Consider the following 17815-nt stretch of genomic DNA (forward strand, 5'->3'; position numbering starts at 1 on the left):
TCAACGCGCACGGTGGGGTGTTCTGCCCCAGCCCGCTGGCCGACATGAAGCTGTGGAACAGCCACCCCAAGGTCTACCTGGACGTGGCCACCACCGGCGAGGCCATGTGCCCTTACTGCGGCACGGTCTACAGGCTCGCCGCGGGCGAGCATGTGGCGCACGGCCACTGAACACGCGGCAGGGCGGGCGGTGATGACCCGGCACCGCACAGGGAGGCGATTCGAATGATCCTGGTCACCGGCGGCGCCGGTTTCATCGGCAGCAACTTCGTCCTGGACTGGCTCGCACGCAGCGACGAGCCGGTGCTCAACCTCGACAAGCTCACCTACGCCGGCAACCGGCACAACCTCGCCAGCCTCGATGGCGATGCGCGCCACGTGTTCGTGCGCGGCGACATCGGCGATGCGGCCCTGGTGGCGCGCCTGCTGGACGAGCACCGGCCGCGCGCGGTCATCAACTTCGCGGCCGAAAGCCACGTGGACCGCTCCATCCACGGCGCCGAGGACTTCGTCCAGACCAACGTGGTGGGCACCTTCCGGCTGCTGGAGGCCGTGCGCGCGCACTGGCTCGCGCGGCCCGAGGCCGAGCGCGGGGCCTTCCGCTTCCTGCACGTGAGCACCGACGAGGTCTACGGCAGCCTGGCGCCCGACGCGCCCGCCTTCACCGAGCGGCACCCCTACGAACCCAACAGCCCCTACAGCGCCAGCAAGGCCGCCAGCGACCACCTGGTGCGCGCCTGGCACCACACGCACGGCCTGCCGGTGCTCACCACCAACTGCAGCAACAACTACGGCCCGTTCCACTTCCCCGAGAAGCTGATCCCCCTGATGATCGTCAATGCCTTGGCGGGCAAGCCGCTGCCCGTGTACGGCGACGGCCTGCAGGTGCGCGACTGGCTCTACGTCGGCGACCACTGCAGCGCCATCCGCCGCGTGCTCGAGGCCGGCCGCGTGGGCGAGACCTACAACGTGGGCGGTTGGAACGAGCAGCCCAACATCGCCATCGTGAAGACCATCTGCGCCCTGCTCGACCAGCTGCGCCCACGGGCCGACGGGCAGTCCTACGGCACGCAGATCACCCACGTGAAAGACCGCCCCGGCCACGACCGGCGCTACGCCATCGACGCGCGCAAGATCGAGTCCGAACTGGGCTGGCGCCCGGCCGAAACCTTCGACAGCGGCATCCGCAAGACCGTGCGCTGGTTCCTGGACCACCCCGAATGGGTGGCCGAGGTGCAGAGCGGCGCCTACCGCGACTGGGTGCAGGCGCAGTACCAGGGGGCCGCGTGAGGATCCTGCTGCTGGGCGCCAACGGCCAGGTGGGCTGGGAGCTGCGCCGCAGCCTCGCGCCGCTGGGCGAGGTGTTCGCTTTCGACCGCGACCCGAGCGATGCCGGCGCGGTGGACCTGGCCCGCCCCGACAGCCTGGGCGCCCTGGTCGAACGCGTGGCGCCCGACGCGATCGTGAACGCGGCCGCCCACACGGCGGTGGACAAGGCCGAGGCCGAGCCCGCGCTGGCGCACACCATCAACGCCGAGGCGCCCGCCGCCCTGGCGCGCGCCGCCGCCGCGCGCGGCGCCTGGCTGCTGCACTACTCCACCGACTACGTTTTCGACGGCAGCGGCGATGCGCCGCGCGACGAGGGCGCCGCCACCGCGCCGCTGAGCGTCTATGGCCGCACCAAGCTCGCGGGCGAAGAAGCCGTGCGCGCGAGCGGCGCGCGCCACCTGATCCTGCGCACCAGCTGGGTCTACGCGGCGCGCGGCGCCAACTTCCCGCGCACCATGCTGCGGCTCGCGCAGGAGCGCGAGCAACTGCGCGTGGTGGCCGACCAGGTGGGCGCGCCCACCGGCGCCGAACTGCTGGCCGACGTGAGCGCGCACGCCCTGCGCTCGCTGCTCGCGAAGCCTACCCTGGCGGGCACCTACCACGTGGCCGCGGCCGGCGAGACGAGCTGGCACGGGCTGGCGCGCTACGCCATCGAACAAGGCCGTGCGCTGCGGCCCGAGCTGCCGTGGAAGGTCCGCGACATCGAGGCCATCGCCACCGCCGACTACCCGACGCCCGCCCGACGCCCGCTCAACTCGCGCCTGGACACGCGCCGCCTGCGCGAGGCCTTCGGGCTGAGCCTGCCCGCCTGGGAGGCGGGCGTGCGGCGTATGCTCGTGGAGCACCTGGGGACGGCATGAACCACACGCGACGCAAGGGCATCATCCTCGCCGGCGGCTCGGGCACCCGCCTGCACCCGGCCACGTTGGCCATCAGCAAGCAACTGCTGCCGGTGTACGACAAGCCCATGGTCTATTACCCGCTGAGCACGCTCATGCTGGCCGGCATTCGCGAGGTGCTGATCATCAGCACGCCGCAGGACACGCCGCGCTTCCAGCAGCTGCTGGGCGACGGCAGCGCCTGGGGCATGAGCCTGCAGTACGCGGTGCAACCCAGCCCCGACGGCCTGGCCCAGGCCTTCATCATCGGCGCCGACTTCGTGGGCGATGGCCCGAGCGCGCTGGTGCTGGGCGACAACATCTACTACGGACACGACCTGGCGAACCTGCTGCGCGGCGCGGACGCCCAGGCCAGCGGCGCCACCGTGTTCGCGTACCACGTCACCGACCCCGAGCGCTACGGGGTGGTGGCCTTCGACGAACAGGGCAAGGCCCTGAGCATCGAAGAAAAGCCCGCCAAACCCAAGAGCAGCTATGCCGTCACCGGGCTGTACTTCTACGACGCCCAGGTGGTCGACATCGCACGCTCGGTGAAGCCCAGCGCGCGCGGCGAGCTGGAAATCACCGCCGTGAACCAGGCCTACCTGGAGCGCGGCCAACTCAACGTGCGCATCCTGCAGCGCGGCTACGCCTGGCTGGACACCGGCACTCACGACAGCCTGCTCGACGCGGGGCAGTTCATCGCCACGCTGGAGCACCGTCAGGGCTTGAAGATCGCCTGCCCGGAAGAAATCGCCTGGCGCCACGGGTGGATCGATGCGGCGCAGCTGCGGCGGCTGGCGGAGCCTTTGAGCAAGAACGGCTATGGGCAGTACCTGATGCGGTTGCTGGAGGATCGCGTGTACGGAGGTTCGCCGGCATGAGCGCCTCGCTCAAGGTCACCCCCACCGCCATCCCCGGCGTGCTCATTCTGGAGCCCCGGGTGTTCGGCGATTCGCGCGGCTTCTTTCTGGAGAGCTTCAACCAGGAGGCCTTCAACGAGGCCACGGGCCTGGACGTGCGCTTCGTTCAGGACAACCATTCGCGCTCGGCCCAGGGCGTGCTGCGCGGCCTGCACTACCAGGTGGCCCCGCATGCGCAAGGCAAGCTGGTGCGCGTGGTGCGCGGCAGCGTGTTCGATGTGGCGGTGGATACCCGGCTGGAATCACCGACCTATGGTCAGTGGGTGGGACTCGAGCTCAGCGAGGACAATCACCGGCAGCTGTGGATCCCCCCGGGACTCGCGCACGGCTTTCTCGTGACCAGCGAGAGCGCGGACTTCCTCTACAAGACCAGCGACTACTACACACCCGAGGCGGAGCGCAGCATCCGTTGGAATGACCCGACCCTCGGCATCGCGTGGCCACTGGATGGCCCGCCGATCCTGTCGGCCAAGGACGCCGCAGCCCCCGGCCTGGATCAGGCAGAACACCCTCTCGCCCCATCAGCATGAATCTGGACAACAAGCTCATCGCCGTCATCGGACTGGGATACGTCGGCCTGCCCCTCGCGGTGGAATTTGGTCGCTCGCGTCCGGTGCTCGGCTTCGACATCAACGAGCACCGCGTCGCCGAGTTGCGAGCCGGTCGCGACCACACACGCGAGTGCAGCGAGGAACAGCTGCGCGACGCCCACCAGCTGCGCTACAGCTGTGACCCTGCGGAACTGGAACAGGCCGGCGTGTTCATCGTCACCGTGCCCACGCCGGTGGACAAAGCCAACCGTCCCGACATGACGCCGCTGATCAAGGCCAGCGAAACCGTGGGCAAGGCCTTGCGGCCTGGTGCCCTGGTCATCTACGAATCCACGGTCTACCCGGGTTGCACCGAAGAGGTCTGCGTGCCCGTGCTCGAACGCCTGTCGGGCCTGCGCTTCAACCAGGATTTCTTTTGCGGCTACAGCCCGGAGCGCATCAACCCGGGCGACAAGGTCAACACCTTGACCAGGATCCGCAAGATCACCAGCGGCTCCACGCCTGCCGCCGCCGCCGCGGTCGATGCGCTCTACCGCTCCATCATCACGGCCGGCACCTTCCCCGCCACCAGCCTCAAGGTTGCCGAGGCGGCCAAGGTAATTGAGAACACCCAGCGCGACCTCAACATCGCCCTGGTCAACGAACTCTCCGTCATCTTCGAGCGCTTGGGCATCGACACCCTGGAGGTGCTCGAGGCTGCCGGCAGCAAGTGGAACTTCCTGCCTTTTCGACCGGGCATGGTCGGCGGCCACTGCATCGGTGTCGATCCCTACTACCTGACGCACAAGGCCGAAGAGGTGGGCTACAACCCGCAGGTCATCCTGGCCGGGCGTCGCATCAACGACAACATGGCGCGCTACGCCGCGCGCAACGTCATCAAGCGCATGCTGCGCAACGGCATCGACGTGCCGCGCAGCACCGTGGGCGTGATGGGTATCACTTTCAAGGAAAACTGTCCCGACATCCGCAATAGCAAGGTCGCCGACCTGGTGCGCGAACTGCAGGGCTGGAACGTCAAGGTGGTCGTCACCGACCCGTGGGCCGACGCGCGGGAGGTGCGCGACGAGTACGGTATCGAGCTCGGCGAACTGCGGGCGCAGGAACCCGTGGACAGCCTTATCGTGGCCGTGGGTCATCGCGAGTTCCGTGAGATGACCCCGACGCAGCTGGCCCACCTGTGTCGCCCGGACGCGCAGCCCGTGCTGGGCGACCTCAAGAGTCTGTACGACCGGCACGAAGCGGCGCGAGCCGGCTTCAGTGTCTTCCGACTGTGAGCCCCGCGCCAACCACAGCCCCCACTCCATGAAAAACTTTGCCCTCATCGGTGCCGCCGGCTACATCGCCCCGCGGCACATGCGCGCCATCAAGGACCTTGGTCACCGCCTGTCTGTCGCGTACGACATCAACGATTCGGTCGGCATCATCGACAGCATTTCGCCCCAGAGCGAGTTCTTCACCGACTTCGAGCGCTTCCTGGAGCACGCCTACCGCCTGCGGCGCGACCCGGCCACCGCCCTGCACTATGTGAGCGTCTGTTCGCCCAATCACCTGCACCACGCCCACATCGCGGCTGGACTGCGGCTGGGTTGTGACGTGATCTGCGAGAAGCCCCTGGTGCCGACGCCGGCCCTGATCGACGAGCTGGCCGAGGTTGAGCGGGAGACCGGCCGTCGTGTCTACAACATCCTGCAGTTGCGCCACCACGACGCCATCCTGAAGCTGCGCGAAAAAGTGGCGGCTGCGCCCCGCGACAACAAGTTCGACGTCGAGCTGACCTACATCACCTCGCGCGGCAAGTGGTACATGGAAAGTTGGAAAGGCGACCCGCGCAAGTCCTTCGGCGTGGCCACCAACATTGGTGTGCATTTCTACGACATGCTGCAGTTCGTCTTCGGTCCTGCGCTGCGCAACGAGGTGCATCTCAACGCCGAGGCCAAGGCCGCGGGCTACCTGGAGTACGAGCGCGCTCGGGTGCGCTGGTTCCTGTCCATCGACGCCGATGACCTCCCGGCCGAGGTGAAAGGCAAGAAGACCACCTTCCGCAACATCGACATCAGCGGTGAGCAGCTCGAGTTTTCCGAGGGCTTCACCGACCTGCACACCACCAGCTACCGCGAGGTGCTGGCGGGCCGGGGCTACGGCCTGGCCGACGCCCGTCCCTGCATCGAAGTGGTGGACACCATCCGCAACAGCCCCCCCACGGCAGCGCGCGCCGGTGAAGGCCACCCCTTCCTGAAAGGGCGGTCCGCTTGAACGGCGTGAGCGTCCACCCGAGCGCGGTCGTCGACGAAGGCGCGACGATCGGCGACGGCTCGCGCGTGTGGCACTTCGTGCACGTGTGCGCGGGCGCGCGCATCGGCCGCGGCGTCTCGCTCGGCCAGAACGTCTTCGTGGGCAACCGGGTCGAGATCGGCGACCGCTGCAAGATCCAGAACAACGTGAGCGTGTACGACAACGTCACCCTGGAAGAAGGGGTGTTCTGCGGACCCAGCATGGTGTTCACCAATGTGCACAACCCGCGCGCGCTGGTCGAGCGCAAGCACGAGTACCGCCCCACCCTTGTGCGCCGCGGCGCCACGCTCGGCGCCAACTGCACCGTGGTGTGCGGAACCACGATCGGCGAGTTCGCCTTCGTGGGTGCGGGCGCGGTCGTCACGCGCGACGTTCCCGCCTACGCCCTCATGGTAGGCGTGCCGGCCCGCCAGGTGGGCTGGATGAGCGAGCACGGCGAACCGATTCCGCTGCCCCTGCAGGGCAGCGGCCACCACACCTGCCCGCACACGGGCACGCAATACCGCCTCAGCGGGCGGCAACTCAGCCGGGAACCCTCGCCATGAGCATTCCTTTCATTGACCTCAAGACCCAGTACCGCGCGCTGCAGCCGCAGATCCAGGCGCGCATCAACGCCGTGCTGGAACACGGCCAGTACATCATGGGGCCGGAGGTTCGCGAGCTGGAGGAAAAACTGGCCGAGCGCACGGGCGCGCGGCACTGCATCACCGTCTCCAGCGGCACCGAGGCCTTGCTGATGGGCCTGATGGCCCTGGGCATCGGGCGCGGCGACGAGGTGATCACCACGCCTTTCACCTTCGCCGCCACGGCCGAGATGATCGTCCTGGCGGGCGCCACCCCCGTGTTCGTGGACATCGAGCCGGATACCTGCAACCTCGACGCCACCCAGATCGAGGCCCGCATCACCAGCCGCACCAAAGCCATCATGCCCGTGAGCCTGTATGGACAGACCGCGGACATGGACGCCATCAACGCCGTGGCGGCCCGCCACGGCAACATCGCCGTGATCGAGGACGCCGCGCAAAGCTTTGGCGCCACCTACCGTGGCCGCCCCAGCGGCAACCTCTCCACTCTGGGCTGCACCAGTTTTTTCCCCAGCAAACCCCTCGGCTGCTACGGTGATGGCGGGGCGATCTTCACCAACGACGACGGCCTGGCCCAGGCCCTGCGCGAGATCCGCGTGCACGGCCAATCGCGCCGCTACGTGCACACGCGCATCGGCGTGGGCGGGCGCATGGACACGCTGCAGTGCGCCATCGTGCTGGCCAAGCTCGAGCGATTCGACTGGGAGATCGAACGGCGCCTCGCCCTTGGCGAGCGCTGGGGCCAGGTGCTGCGCGCCAGCGGCCTGCCCATCGGTCTGCTCGGCCGCCCCGCCGACCGAAGCTGCGTCTGGGCGCAGTACACCGTGTTCGTGGAGCAGCGCGCTGCGCTTCAAAAAGAACTGGAACAGCGTGGCGTGCCCACGGCGGTGCACTACCCGATGCCATTGAACCGCCAGCCGGCCTATGCCGGCCTGTGCCCGCCCCACCCCACACCGGCCAGCGACTTCGCGGCGGATCGCGTCATGAGCCTGCCCATGTCCGCCGATCTGAGCGAAGCCGTGCAGGACCGCGTGATCGAAGCCCTTCAGGACGCCTGCGCGTCCACCCAACCCTGAACTTCAAGAAACCCATCATGGACATCCAAGGCAAGAAACTCGTGGTGGTCGGCGGTGCCGGCCTGATCGGCTCCCACACGGTCGACCACCTACTGCGCGAAGACGTCAAGGAAATCGTGATCTACGACAACTTCGTGCGTGGTCGCGCCGAGAACCTGGCAGAGGCACTCAAGGACCCGCGCGTGCGCATCTACGAGGCCGGTGGCGACATCATGCAAACGGACATCCTGCAGTCGGCGTTCGACGGCGCCGACGGCGTGTTCCACTTGGCCGCGCTGTGGCTGCTGCAGTGCCACGAGTACCCGCGCACCGCCTTCGACGTGAACGTGCGCGGCACCTTCAATGTGATGGAAGCCTGCGTGGCCAAGGGCATCAAGCGCCTGGTGTGGTCCTCGTCGGCATCGGTCTACGGCGACGCCATCGAAGAGCCCATGACCGAAGACCATCCGTTCAACAACCAGAACTTCTACGGCGCCACCAAAATCGCGGGCGAGGCCATGATGCGCTCGTTCCACCACCGCTACGGCCTGAACTTCGTGGGCCTGCGCTACATGAACGTCTATGGTCCGCGCCAGGATTACCACGGCGCCTACATCGCCGTGATCATGAAGATGCTGGACGCCATCGACAAAGGCGAAAGCCCCACCATCATGGGCGACGGCTCCGAGGCCTTCGATTTCGTGGCGGTCGAGGACTGTGGTCTGGCCAACCTTTGCGCCATGAAGGCCGAGGCGGTCGACAGCTTCTACAACGTTGGCACGGGGCAGCGCACCTCGCTCAAAGAGCTCGCCGAGATGCTGATCGAGCTCACCGGCTGCAAGCAGCCCATCCGCTATGCGCCCCGCAGTCAGGCCACGCTGGTGCGCAACCGCATCGGCTCGCCCGTGAAGGCCACGCGCGAAATCGGCTTCACTGCGCGCATCGAGCTGCGCGAAGGCCTGCGCAAACTCATCGAATGGCGCGCCGCCCACAAGGCAGAAGTCGCCGCCCGGCGCGCCGCCGTCGGACTGCCCGCCTGACCCACAAGAGGACCCCATGAACACCACCACCGCCGCCATGCAGGTGCCCATCGCGCGCACCCAACTCACCGAGGAAGAAATCCAGAGCGTGCTCGGGCCGCTGCGCAGCGGCTGGCTCGTGCAGGGTCCCAAGGTGCGGGAATTCGAGGAGAAATGGAGCGCCTTTACTGGCGCCAAGCACTCCATCGCCGTGACCTCCTGCACCACAGGCTTGCACCTGGCGCTGGCGGCCCTGGGCTTCGGCCCGGGTGACGAGGCCATTGTCCCGGCGTTCACCTGGATCGCCACGGCCAACGTGGTCGAGCACCTGGGCGGCAAAGTGGTGTTCTGCGACATCGACCTGGAGACCTTCAACCTGGACCTGGCCGACCTCGAGGCCAAGATCACGCCACGCACCCGGGCCATCCTGCCAGTGCACCTGTTCGGGCTGCCGGCCGACATGGACGGGGTGAACCGCCTGGCGCGCGCGCACCAGCTGTGGGTGGTGGAAGACGCGGCCTGCGGCTTCGGCAGCCGCATCGGCGAGCGCCACGTCGGCACTTTCGGCCACGCCGCAGCCTTCAGCTTCCACCCTCGCAAGGCCATCACCACCGGTGAAGGCGGCATGGTCACCACCGACGACGACGAGCTGGCCGTGACACTGCGCCGTCTGCGCGACCATGGTGCGGCCATGAGCGACCTGCAGCGCCACCTGGGCCCACGCCCCTACCTGCTGGCCGATCACCCGGACGCCGGCTACAACCAGCGCATGACCGATATCCAGGCCGCTCTTGGCTCGGCCCAGATGGACCGCGCCGCGGCCATCGTGGCCGAGCGCCAACGGCTGGCGCGGGTCTACGACGAGGCCTTTGCGGACCTGTCCTGGCTGCGCACGCCGGCCCATGTGCAGAACATGACGCACGGCTACCAAAGCTACCCCTGCCTGTTTCAGCCGGAGCCGGTCACGCGCGAGTCCATCCCCCGGGTCAACGCACGCCGCAACGACTGGATGGACCGGTTGCTCAAGGCGGGCATCTCCACCCGCCCGGCCACCCATGCGGTGCACATGCTGCAGTTCTACCGCGAGAAGTACCAGCTCTCGCCGGCGGACTTTCCCCAGGCCTGGGCCGCCAACGACTGCAGCATCTCCTTGCCCCTGTTCCACGGCATGAGCGAAGCCGAGCAGGCTTACGTGATCGACCAGGTCCGGAGCTCGAATCCCTGATGTGTGGCATTGCGGGTCTCATCGAACTTTCCGGTGACGCGGTGTCTCCGGTCATCCTGCAACGGATGACGGATGCCATTGCCCATCGCGGACCTGATGGTGAAGGCCATTGGATAGAAGGACCGGTAGGCTTCGGGCATCGGCGCCTGGCCATCATCGACCTGTCGCCCGGCGGGCACCAGCCGATGATCAGCGCCGACCACCGCTACGTCATCACCTACAACGGCGAGATCTACAACTTCCGCGAGCTGCGCGCCGAGCTTCAGGCGGCGGGCTACTGGTTTCGCTCGCAGTCCGACACCGAGGTACTGCTGCACGCCCTGGCCCATTGGGGGCCCGAGGGCCTGGTCCGGCTCAACGGCATGTTCGCGCTCGCCCTGTGGGACCGCAAGGAACGCCGGCTGCTGCTGGCGCGCGATCGCTACGGCATCAAGCCGCTGTATGTGGCGCAGCAGAATGGACGGCTGCTGTTTGCCTCGGAGCAGAAGGCGATCCTGGCCCATCCCGCCTTCCAGCGCCAACTGGACAAGCCAGCGCTGCTGGAATACCTGACCTTCCAGAACATCTTCACCGACCGCACCCTGCTGCAGGACGTACAGCTGCTGCCCGCGGGCCACTATGCCACGCTGGACCTGCGCCAGCCGAACGCGTCGCTGGAGCGCACGCGCTACTGGGACTACCGCTTTCGCGAGCCCGACCGTCCGGGCCGGCGCGAGGAATACCTGGAAGAACTCGATCGCCTGTTCCGTCAGGCCGTCAACCGCCAGCTCGTGAGCGACGTCGAACTGGGCGCCTACCTGTCGGGCGGCATGGACAGCGGCTCGATCACCGCGGTCGCCGCCCAGTCCTTCGCCAACCTCAAGACCTTCACCTGCGGCTTCGACCTCAGTTCGGCCTCGGGCATCGAGCTGGCCTTCGACGAGCGCGTCAAGGCCGAGGCCATGTCGGCGCGCTTCAAGACCGAGCACTACGAGATGGTGCTCAAGGCTGGCGACATGGAGCGGTGCCTGCCACGGCTGGCCTGGCACCTGGAAGAGCCCCGCGTGGGGCAGAGCTACCCCAACTTCTATGCCGCCCAACTGGCCAGCAAATTCGTGAAGGTGGTGCTGTCTGGTGGCGGTGGCGACGAGCTCTTCGGCGGCTATCCATGGCGCTACTACCGCGCGGTGGTCAACCAGGACTTCGAGCACTACATCGACCAGTACTACGTGTTCTGGCACCGGCTCATTCCCAATACGGTCCTCTCCAAGGTGTTCGCGCCGATCTGGAGCGACGTGAAGCACGTCTGGACGCGCGACATCTTCCGCGACGTCTTCCTCACACACGACAACGAACTCGACCGGCCCGAGGACTACATCAACCACTCGCTGTACTTCGAGGCCAAGACCTTCCTGCACGGTCTTTTCGTTGTGGAAGACAAGCTGAGCATGGCGCATGGGCTCGAGGCGCGCGTGCCCTTCATGGACAACGATCTGGTCGATTTCGCCATGCAATGCCCGGTCAACCTCAAGCTCAACAACCTGGCGGAGGTGGTGCGCATCAATGAGAACGAGCCGGGCGGCAAGGCGGTCAAGTACTTCGAGAAGACCCGCGACGGCAAGCAGATCCTGCGCGACGTGATGGCGCGCCACATTCCACCCAGCGTCACACAAGCCGAGAAGCAGGGGTTTTCTTCTCCCGATGCCAGCTGGTTCAAAGGCGAAAGCATCGACTTCGTGCGCCGCAAGCTGCTGGGAGGGCACTCCCGCCTGTACGACCTGCTCGATCGCGAGACGGTGGCGAGTCTCGTGAACGAGCACCTCGAAGGACGACAGAATCGGCGCCTGCTGATCTGGTCGCTGCTCAACGTCGAGCAGTGGCTCGCCACGACCCTGCCATGAGCGCCCTTCACACCCAGCTGATCGAAGGCCCGGGCAACGACGCCATCGAGTCCTTCGTCTACCGCGATCCGCGCACGCTGATCTACGCCAGCCCAGGCTACATCGGCCTGGTAGCGGCAGAAACACAATCCATCCCCTACTGGCTGACCGCGCAGGATGCCTCGGGCCTGCGCGCGGCTTTGCCTTTGCTGGTCAAGCACGGCGCCTTGGGCCCTGTGGTCAACTCGCTTGCCTTTTACGGCAGCAACGGCGGCGCCATCGTCCCCGATGGCGATCAGCAGGCCTGGCTGGCCGTGGTGCGCGCCTTCGACGCCTTCGGTGAGAACATGGGCGCCGTGGCTTCCACCCTGATCACCAACCCACTGGTCGCCGACCATGCGCTCTATGAGGCCCATCTGCCGCACGAACTGCGAGACGAACGCATCGGGCAGTTCACGGTCTTCCCCGAGGACCGGCAGCCGGCAAGCCTGATGGCCTTGTTCGACGACCCGCGCCCGCGCAACATCCGCAAGGCCCAGCGCAGCGGTTTGACGGTCTCGAAGTCCCATTCGGACGAAGCCATTGCGTTCCTGCACGCCACCCATGACCAGAACATCCGCTCGATCGGCGGACTGCCCAAGCGACTCGGCTTCTTCCAGCAGATTCCCCAGTGGCTGCCACGCGACGCGTGGACCATTTACCTGGCCGAACTCGATGGCGAGCGCGTGGCCGCGTTGCTGCTGCTCTACGGCAATCAGACGGTGGAGTACTTCACGCCCTGCGTGGTTGAGCAACACCGGTCCTCCCAAGCCCTGCCCCTTCTGATCCACGACGCCATGGTGGACGCCATGGCGGCAGGCTATCGCCAGTGGAACTGGGGCGGCACCTGGTTGACGCAGGACGGCGTGTATGCCTTCAAGAAGAAGTGGGGCACCCAGGACATCCGCTACCACTACTTCACCCGGCTGCGCTCGGCCGGGCTACGAAACGCCACGCGCGAGACCTTGTTGCGCGAGTACCCCGGCTTCTACGTTTTGCCGTTTTCCGCCCTGGCGTCTGCCGGAGCGAACCAGGAGACAACATGAAAGACATGGTCGTCGTGGGCACCGCGCTGTTCGCCGAGGTGGTGCGCGACTATTTCCACGAGTACACCGACTACCGCGTGCGCGCTTTCGCCTGCCACGCGCAATACAAGAACCAAGACACGTTCGGCGGACTGCCCATCGTGACGGTCGAGGAGCTCGATCGTCACCACCCACCGGGTGCGGTCGACGTCTTCGTGGCCATCGGCTACCGCAAGATGAACAAGCTCAGGCAGGCGACCTATGAGGAACTGAAGGCCCGGGGCTATTCCTTCGCCTCCTTCATCGCCCCCAACGTCAAAACCTGGAGCAGCAACCGCTTCGGCGAGAACGTGTTCATCTTCGAGAACAACGTCATTCAGCCCCACGTGCAGATCGGCAACAACACCATTCTCTGGAGCGGCAACCACATCGGTCACCACTCGAGCATCGGCAACCACTGCTTTATCTCGTCGCATGTGGTGGTGTCTGGCTCCTGCAAGATCGGTGACAACAGCTTTCTCGGCGTCAACTCGACGCTGCATGACAGCCTGAGCATCGGCGCCGAAAACCTCATCGGCGCGGGTGCCGTTATTGCTCGCGATACCCGCGAACGCGAGGTGTTCGTGCCCAGTGCCACCAAGGCCTTCCCCAAGACGAGCGACCAACTGGAGTTCTGAGTGGATCTGTCCAAGCCCCTGTCTCGCATCAGCGAGCTCTACAGCGACAACCTCGAGCGCAACGGCCCCGTCTCCACGGCCGTGGGCTGGAACACGCCCGAGTCGCAGCGCCTGCGGTTTGAAAAACTGACTTCGGTCGTCGACGCCAGCGCCCAGCCTTTCAGCGTGAACGACTATGGCTGCGGCTATGGCGCGCACCTCGACCATCTGCTGGAGCGGGGCATGAAGGTCAGCGCCTACCACGGCTACGACCTCAGCGAGAAGATGCTCGACACCGCTCGCGCCCGTCTCGGCGGGTTCCAGGGCGAACTGGACCTGCGCCAGAGCACCACCCTCGAGACCGAGGCCGACTACACATTTGTCTCGGGCACCTTCAACGTGCGCTTCGAAGCCAGCGAAGACGAGTGGAAGCGGTTCGTCCTGGGCAAGCTCGACGAAATGCACCGCCATTCGCGCAAGGGCTTCGCCTTCAATCTGCTGTCGACCTACGTGGACTGGCAAGAGCCCCACCTGTTCTACGGCGACCCCTTGTTCTGGTTCGACCACTGCAAGCGCAACTACTCGCGCCAGGTGGCGCTGCTGCACGACTATCCGCTGTATGAGTGGACGATCGTCGTGAGGGCCTAGCGCCATGTGGGAATTCAAGCGCTTCGTCGCACTTGACTCGTTTCGCCGGGCTTGGATGCATAGCCACGCGCAATTGCCGACGCCCATGGTGATCGACGGCCAGACGGTGCGGGTGTTCTTTGCCTCACGAGACAAGCGCCAGTATTCGAGCATCGGATTCGTTGACCTCCGGCTCGAAGGCGACTCCGTAGCTGTTGCTCGCACAAGCGAACACCCAGTCATGTCACCGGGCCCCCTGGGCTACTTCGACGAACATGGTGTCTTCCCTTCTTGCATCGTCCGGAATGGGGATCGATGGCTGATGTACTTTATTGGCTGGAACAAGGGATTCGAGTCACCGATGTTCTACGCGTCCATCGGTGTCGCCAGCAGCCAAGACGGAGAGGTGTTTCAGCGGCTGAGCGACGCCCCGCTGCTGAGCCGCAGCAGTTGCGACCCCTGCTTGGTTACCTCGCCCAATGTCATTCAACACAACGGACGTTGGTTGATGACCTACGTCTCAGGCATCGGGTGGTTCCGAGATGGTGACGGCCGTCTTCTATCGCGCTACCACATCAAGTTGGCAGAAGGATCCAGTCCGCTCGACTGGGAGCGAAAGGGACATATCGCGATAGACCTGCGGGATGGCGAAACGAACACGGCCCGGTCTTCCGTAATGGAGGTTCGAAAAGGGGTCTTGGGCATGTGGTTTTCCTATGTTCACACCACCATCGGTCGCTACCGGATCGGTTACGCGGAATCCAAGGATGGGCTGCATTGGCATCGAGAGGATGCTGCCAGCGGCATCAACGGCTTGCCAGACTTCGGGAATGAAATGCTCTGCTACCCGGCGGTCTTCGAACTCGGCGGGCAGCGCTGGATGCTTGTCAACGGCAATGGATTCGGCGCTCACGGGTTCGGCGTCGCTCGCTGGAAGAATGATTGAGCGGCCTGCAAATGCGAATTTTTATCGGGCTAACAGAGGTCTCCGGCTACTACGCCCGCTTGCATCGGGGGCTCTTGGAATTGGGCGCGGAGGCGGAGTTTTTCCCACTTCAGGACCATAGATTCGGCTATGGGCCCTCCACCCGCCACTGGATTCCAAGATTCGCGCAATGGTGCGTCGCAAGGCGCGTTGGAGCACTGGAAACATCGTCTCTGCGCCGACTCTTCTGGCTCTCGATGGTGACTCTGAGTCGGGCTGTGTTTCTGGCCTGGGCCCTGATTCGTTTCGATGTATTCCTGATGGGTGGTGGATCGTCGTTTTTCCGGTTCCGGGAGTTGCGTCTCATGCGACTGTTAGGACGGCGCATCGTTTACACGTTTCATGGCACCGATTCGCGTCCGGCATGGATGGACGGCTTTTGCCAGGGGACCTCGCGCATGTCCGGGCAGCCCTCATCGGGGGCTTTCCCCACCGACAGCGATATGGCCACCTACCATCGCGTCAATGAGGAGCGCAGGGAAACGGTGCGCCGCATCGAACGCCACGCCAATGTGGTAATCAATGCGCCACCACAGGCACAACTGCAGACCAAGCCATACGTCATCGGCTTAGCGGTCGGCATCCCTGTTGACGCCGTCGCGCTGAACGATCCCGGCGAACCCCGAGCACGAGCCACAGTGGTTCGCGTGTTGCACAGTCCTTCTTTCCATATCGGTAAGGGCACGACCGAGATACGCGCTGCGATGCGACGGCTTCAGCAGTCAGGCATCGATTTGGAGTACACCGAGATCTCTAATCGCCCGCACATGGAGGTAAGACAGGCAATCGCAGCATGCGACTTTGTCGTGGATCAGGTTTACTCAGACTCGCCAATGGCCGGATTCGCCGCAGAAGCAGCCCTTGCCGGAAAACCTGCCGTGGTGTGCGGCTACTACAGCGCCCACCATGAAGCGGACCTCGCGCCCTACATGAGGCCGCCCAGCCTGTATTGCCATCCAGAACGACTAGAGGAAGCGATTCGCTCGCTGGCCGTGGACAGCACTCGCCGAGAACAACTGGGCGCCCAAGCGAAGGAATTTGTGGAAAAGAACTGGTCTCCGCGAGCGGTTGCAGGTCGCTATCTCATGCTTGCGGCAGGAGAACCGATCCCGCCGGAATGGATGTACTACCCCGAGCAGAACCGGTACTTTTTAGGCATGGGAATTGACGATCGCAGTTTGCAAAAGGTACTGCGGCAATACCTGGACCGGTTTGGTGATTCGGCCCTGGGCATCGACGCCGCCCCCGAGCTCAAGCGCCGCGTTCTTGCGTTCGCATCGCAAGGCACTCTCTGAACGGACCACGATGGGCCTGCAGCGACTCGGCCGGGACACCCTCCTCTACGGCCTCTCGACCCTGCTTGTCCGGGGGCTCCAGATCTTTCTGATCCCTGTGTACTCGCGGGCGCTGGGCTCGGGCGAGTACGGGGTCGTGGAAACCGTCGCCATCGCGGGCGCGCTGGTGAACCTGACGATCGCGCTCGAGATATCGCAAGGCATGGCGCGCTACATCGCCGACGCGCCCGATGAGTCCGCCCGGCGCGCACTGGCCAGCACGGCGGTCGCTTTTGCCGCGTTGGCCTATGCCGTTTTCGCGCTGGCTGTCACCGCCTTCGCCGACGGACTGGCCCAGTGGCTGCTCGCGGGGCAGGCTCCGCCTCAGACCCTTGTACTGGCCGCCTGCGCGATCGCCGTCAACGGCGTGTTCGTGATCGTGCAGGACCTGTTGCGTTGGCAGTTTCGGCCCGGCTCCTATGTCGCCGCCGCCATGGCCTATGCGCTGGGCAGCGCGCTGGTGGGCATCTGGCTGGTGACGGTGCAGGACCTGGGCGTTGCCGGCGTGTTCTGGGGACAGTTGGCCGGCGCACTGCTGGGGGCGGGGGTGTCGCTATCGCGCGCAGGCGGCCTGCTGTCACGCGTGTTCGACGTGCATCGGCTGCGCACCATGCTGCGCTACTCGCTGCCCCTGGTGTTGTCGGGCGCGGCGGTGTTCGGCAATCTGTTCATCGATCGCATCGTGGTGCGCGAACTGCTGGGGCTGGAGGCCCTGGGCGTCTACGGGGTCACGGCGCGCTTCGCCTCGGTCGTGTCGATCCTGGCCGTGGGCCTGCAGGCCGCTCTGTCGCCATTGGTGTTTCGCCACTGGCGCGAACCCGGCACGGCGGTCACGCTCGGACGCATCTGCCGCTGGTATCTGGTGGCCATGGTGGCACTTGTGGGCGGCATCGCCCTGCTGTCAGGGCCGATCATGGGCACGCTGACCGGTCCAGCCTTTCATGGAGGCAGCGCGGTGCTGCCTCTGTTGACGCTGGGCGCCATGTTCTCGACGCTCTACGTCTTCGCACCCGGCCTGTTCCTGGGAGAGCGCACCGGCCGCGTGGCCTTCTTGAACGTGGCAGGCGCGCTGGTCAACCTGGCCGCCGCGCTGCTGCTCACGCACTGGTTCGGGCTGCTCGGCGCAGCCCTCGCTGCTACGATCGCGCCCGCTTTCGTTTTTGCAGGTTACCTGGTCTTGGGTCGTCCCTGGTTCACCGTGCCTTACCGGACGCCCAGAATCGCCTTCTCGCTGGCACTGGTTGTGGCACTGGTGCTCATGGGCATGGCCTGGCCGGCCACCCCCACGCTGTGGGACCCGGTCGCACTGGCCAGCAAGGGCGCCCTGTGGTGCCTGTGTCTGGGCCTGGCCGTGGCGCTGGGCACGGACGCTGCCGATCGCCACCAAGTTTCACAAATCATGCGGGCCCTGGCCCGCCAACGCTCGCTTTAGAAA

Annotated in this window: 18 protein-coding genes; all 18 read left to right on the forward strand. The window is 65.8% G+C overall.

From position 1 onward, the window contains the following. Positions 1-170: zinc-finger domain-containing protein (locus BGO22_RS20310; RefSeq protein ID WP_286852325.1), on the forward strand; the 170-nt coding region annotated here is incomplete at its 5' end. Positions 171-224: 54 nt separating this feature from the next. Then, complete coding sequence (gene rfbB / locus BGO22_RS20315) at positions 225-1289, forward strand: dTDP-glucose 4,6-dehydratase (RefSeq protein ID WP_286852296.1); 1065 nt, start codon at positions 225-227, stop codon at positions 1287-1289. Next, positions 1286-2188, forward strand: coding sequence for a dTDP-4-dehydrorhamnose reductase (gene rfbD / locus BGO22_RS20320; protein ID WP_204743882.1), 903 nt, complete (start codon positions 1286-1288; stop codon positions 2186-2188). The genes rfbB and rfbD overlap by 4 nt, the downstream gene beginning before the upstream one ends. Then, positions 2185-3090, forward strand: a complete 906-nt coding sequence (gene rfbA, locus BGO22_RS20325; RefSeq protein ID WP_286852297.1) for a glucose-1-phosphate thymidylyltransferase RfbA — start codon at positions 2185-2187, stop codon at positions 3088-3090. The genes rfbD and rfbA overlap by 4 nt, the downstream gene beginning before the upstream one ends. Next, a complete protein-coding gene (gene rfbC, locus BGO22_RS20330) occupies positions 3087-3659 on the forward strand; it encodes a dTDP-4-dehydrorhamnose 3,5-epimerase (protein WP_286852298.1) in 573 nt (190 codons plus the stop codon). The genes rfbA and rfbC overlap by 4 nt, the downstream gene beginning before the upstream one ends. Next, entirely contained in the window at positions 3656-4954 is a 1299-nt protein-coding gene (locus tag BGO22_RS20335; RefSeq protein ID WP_204743879.1) for a nucleotide sugar dehydrogenase, read from the forward strand. Before rfbC ends, BGO22_RS20335 begins: the two co-directional genes overlap by 4 nt. A 28-nt stretch (positions 4955-4982) precedes the next feature. Then, a complete protein-coding gene (locus tag BGO22_RS20340; protein WP_204743878.1) occupies positions 4983-5933 on the forward strand; it encodes a Gfo/Idh/MocA family oxidoreductase in 951 nt (316 codons plus the stop codon). A 5-nt stretch (positions 5934-5938) separates the two neighbouring features. Further along, entirely contained in the window at positions 5939-6517 is a 579-nt protein-coding gene (locus BGO22_RS20345; RefSeq protein ID WP_204744976.1) for an acyltransferase, read from the forward strand. Positions 6518-6519: 2 nt separating this feature from the next. Next, positions 6520-7632, forward strand: a complete 1113-nt coding sequence (locus BGO22_RS20350; RefSeq protein ID WP_286852326.1) for a DegT/DnrJ/EryC1/StrS family aminotransferase — start codon at positions 6520-6522, stop codon at positions 7630-7632. 17 nt (positions 7633-7649) lie between these two features. After that, positions 7650-8651, forward strand: coding sequence for an NAD-dependent epimerase/dehydratase family protein (locus BGO22_RS20355; protein WP_070400238.1), 1002 nt, complete (start codon positions 7650-7652; stop codon positions 8649-8651). Positions 8652-8667: 16 nt separating this feature from the next. Next, positions 8668-9855 (forward strand): DegT/DnrJ/EryC1/StrS family aminotransferase, encoded by a 1188-nt coding sequence (locus BGO22_RS20360; RefSeq protein ID WP_286852299.1) that lies wholly within the window; start codon positions 8668-8670, stop codon positions 9853-9855. After that, positions 9855-11735, forward strand: a complete 1881-nt coding sequence (asnB, locus tag BGO22_RS20365; RefSeq protein WP_286852300.1) for an asparagine synthase (glutamine-hydrolyzing) — start codon at positions 9855-9857, stop codon at positions 11733-11735. Before BGO22_RS20360 ends, asnB begins: the two co-directional genes overlap by 1 nt. Next, positions 11732-12799: a GNAT family N-acetyltransferase gene (locus tag BGO22_RS20370; protein ID WP_286852301.1), complete on the forward strand. Its 1068-nt coding sequence runs from the start codon at positions 11732-11734 to the stop codon at positions 12797-12799. The genes asnB and BGO22_RS20370 overlap by 4 nt, the downstream gene beginning before the upstream one ends. Further along, the gene (locus BGO22_RS20375; protein WP_070400234.1) at positions 12796-13455 is read left to right on the forward strand and encodes an acetyltransferase; all 660 of its coding nucleotides are present in this window, start codon (positions 12796-12798) and stop codon (positions 13453-13455) included. The genes BGO22_RS20370 and BGO22_RS20375 overlap by 4 nt, the downstream gene beginning before the upstream one ends. Next, positions 13456-14082 (forward strand): class I SAM-dependent methyltransferase, encoded by a 627-nt coding sequence (locus BGO22_RS20380; RefSeq protein WP_286852303.1) that lies wholly within the window; start codon positions 13456-13458, stop codon positions 14080-14082. Between the two features lie 4 nt (positions 14083-14086). Continuing rightward, the gene (locus BGO22_RS20385) at positions 14087-15007 is read left to right on the forward strand and encodes a glycoside hydrolase family protein (protein ID WP_286852304.1); all 921 of its coding nucleotides are present in this window, start codon (positions 14087-14089) and stop codon (positions 15005-15007) included. Beyond that, positions 15004-16341: a glycosyltransferase gene (locus BGO22_RS20390; protein WP_286852305.1), complete on the forward strand. Its 1338-nt coding sequence runs from the start codon at positions 15004-15006 to the stop codon at positions 16339-16341. Before BGO22_RS20385 ends, BGO22_RS20390 begins: the two co-directional genes overlap by 4 nt. Positions 16342-16351: 10 nt before the next feature. Continuing rightward, positions 16352-17812, forward strand: coding sequence for an oligosaccharide flippase family protein (locus BGO22_RS20395; protein WP_286852307.1), 1461 nt, complete (start codon positions 16352-16354; stop codon positions 17810-17812). Positions 17813-17815: the final 3 nt, after the last annotated feature.

It is taken from the genome of Hydrogenophaga sp. 70-12 (assembly GCF_001897365.1).
Taxonomy (GTDB): Bacteria; Pseudomonadota; Gammaproteobacteria; order Burkholderiales; family Burkholderiaceae_C; genus Hydrogenophaga; species Hydrogenophaga borbori.

What these genes read in the sequence shown, in the direction of transcription:
- rfbB (WP_286852296.1), top strand. Translation starts at nt 225, where the DNA reads ATGATCCTGGTCACCGGCGGCGCCGGTTTCATCGGCAGCAACTTCGTC.
- rfbA (WP_286852297.1), top strand. Translation starts at nt 2,185, where the DNA reads ATGAACCACACGCGACGCAAGGGCATCATCCTCGCCGGCGGCTCGGGC.
- rfbC (WP_286852298.1), top strand. Translation starts at nt 3,087, where the DNA reads ATGAGCGCCTCGCTCAAGGTCACCCCCACCGCCATCCCCGGCGTGCTC.
- BGO22_RS20335 (WP_204743879.1), top strand. Translation starts at nt 3,656, where the DNA reads ATGAATCTGGACAACAAGCTCATCGCCGTCATCGGACTGGGATACGTC.
- BGO22_RS20340 (WP_204743878.1), top strand. Translation starts at nt 4,983, where the DNA reads ATGAAAAACTTTGCCCTCATCGGTGCCGCCGGCTACATCGCCCCGCGG.
- BGO22_RS20355 (WP_070400238.1), top strand. Translation starts at nt 7,650, where the DNA reads ATGGACATCCAAGGCAAGAAACTCGTGGTGGTCGGCGGTGCCGGCCTG.
- BGO22_RS20360 (WP_286852299.1), top strand. Translation starts at nt 8,668, where the DNA reads ATGAACACCACCACCGCCGCCATGCAGGTGCCCATCGCGCGCACCCAA.
- asnB (WP_286852300.1), top strand. Translation starts at nt 9,855, where the DNA reads ATGTGTGGCATTGCGGGTCTCATCGAACTTTCCGGTGACGCGGTGTCT.
- BGO22_RS20370 (WP_286852301.1), top strand. Translation starts at nt 11,732, where the DNA reads ATGAGCGCCCTTCACACCCAGCTGATCGAAGGCCCGGGCAACGACGCC.
- BGO22_RS20375 (WP_070400234.1), top strand. Translation starts at nt 12,796, where the DNA reads ATGAAAGACATGGTCGTCGTGGGCACCGCGCTGTTCGCCGAGGTGGTG.
- BGO22_RS20385 (WP_286852304.1), top strand. Translation starts at nt 14,087, where the DNA reads ATGTGGGAATTCAAGCGCTTCGTCGCACTTGACTCGTTTCGCCGGGCT.
- BGO22_RS20395 (WP_286852307.1), top strand. Translation starts at nt 16,352, where the DNA reads ATGGGCCTGCAGCGACTCGGCCGGGACACCCTCCTCTACGGCCTCTCG.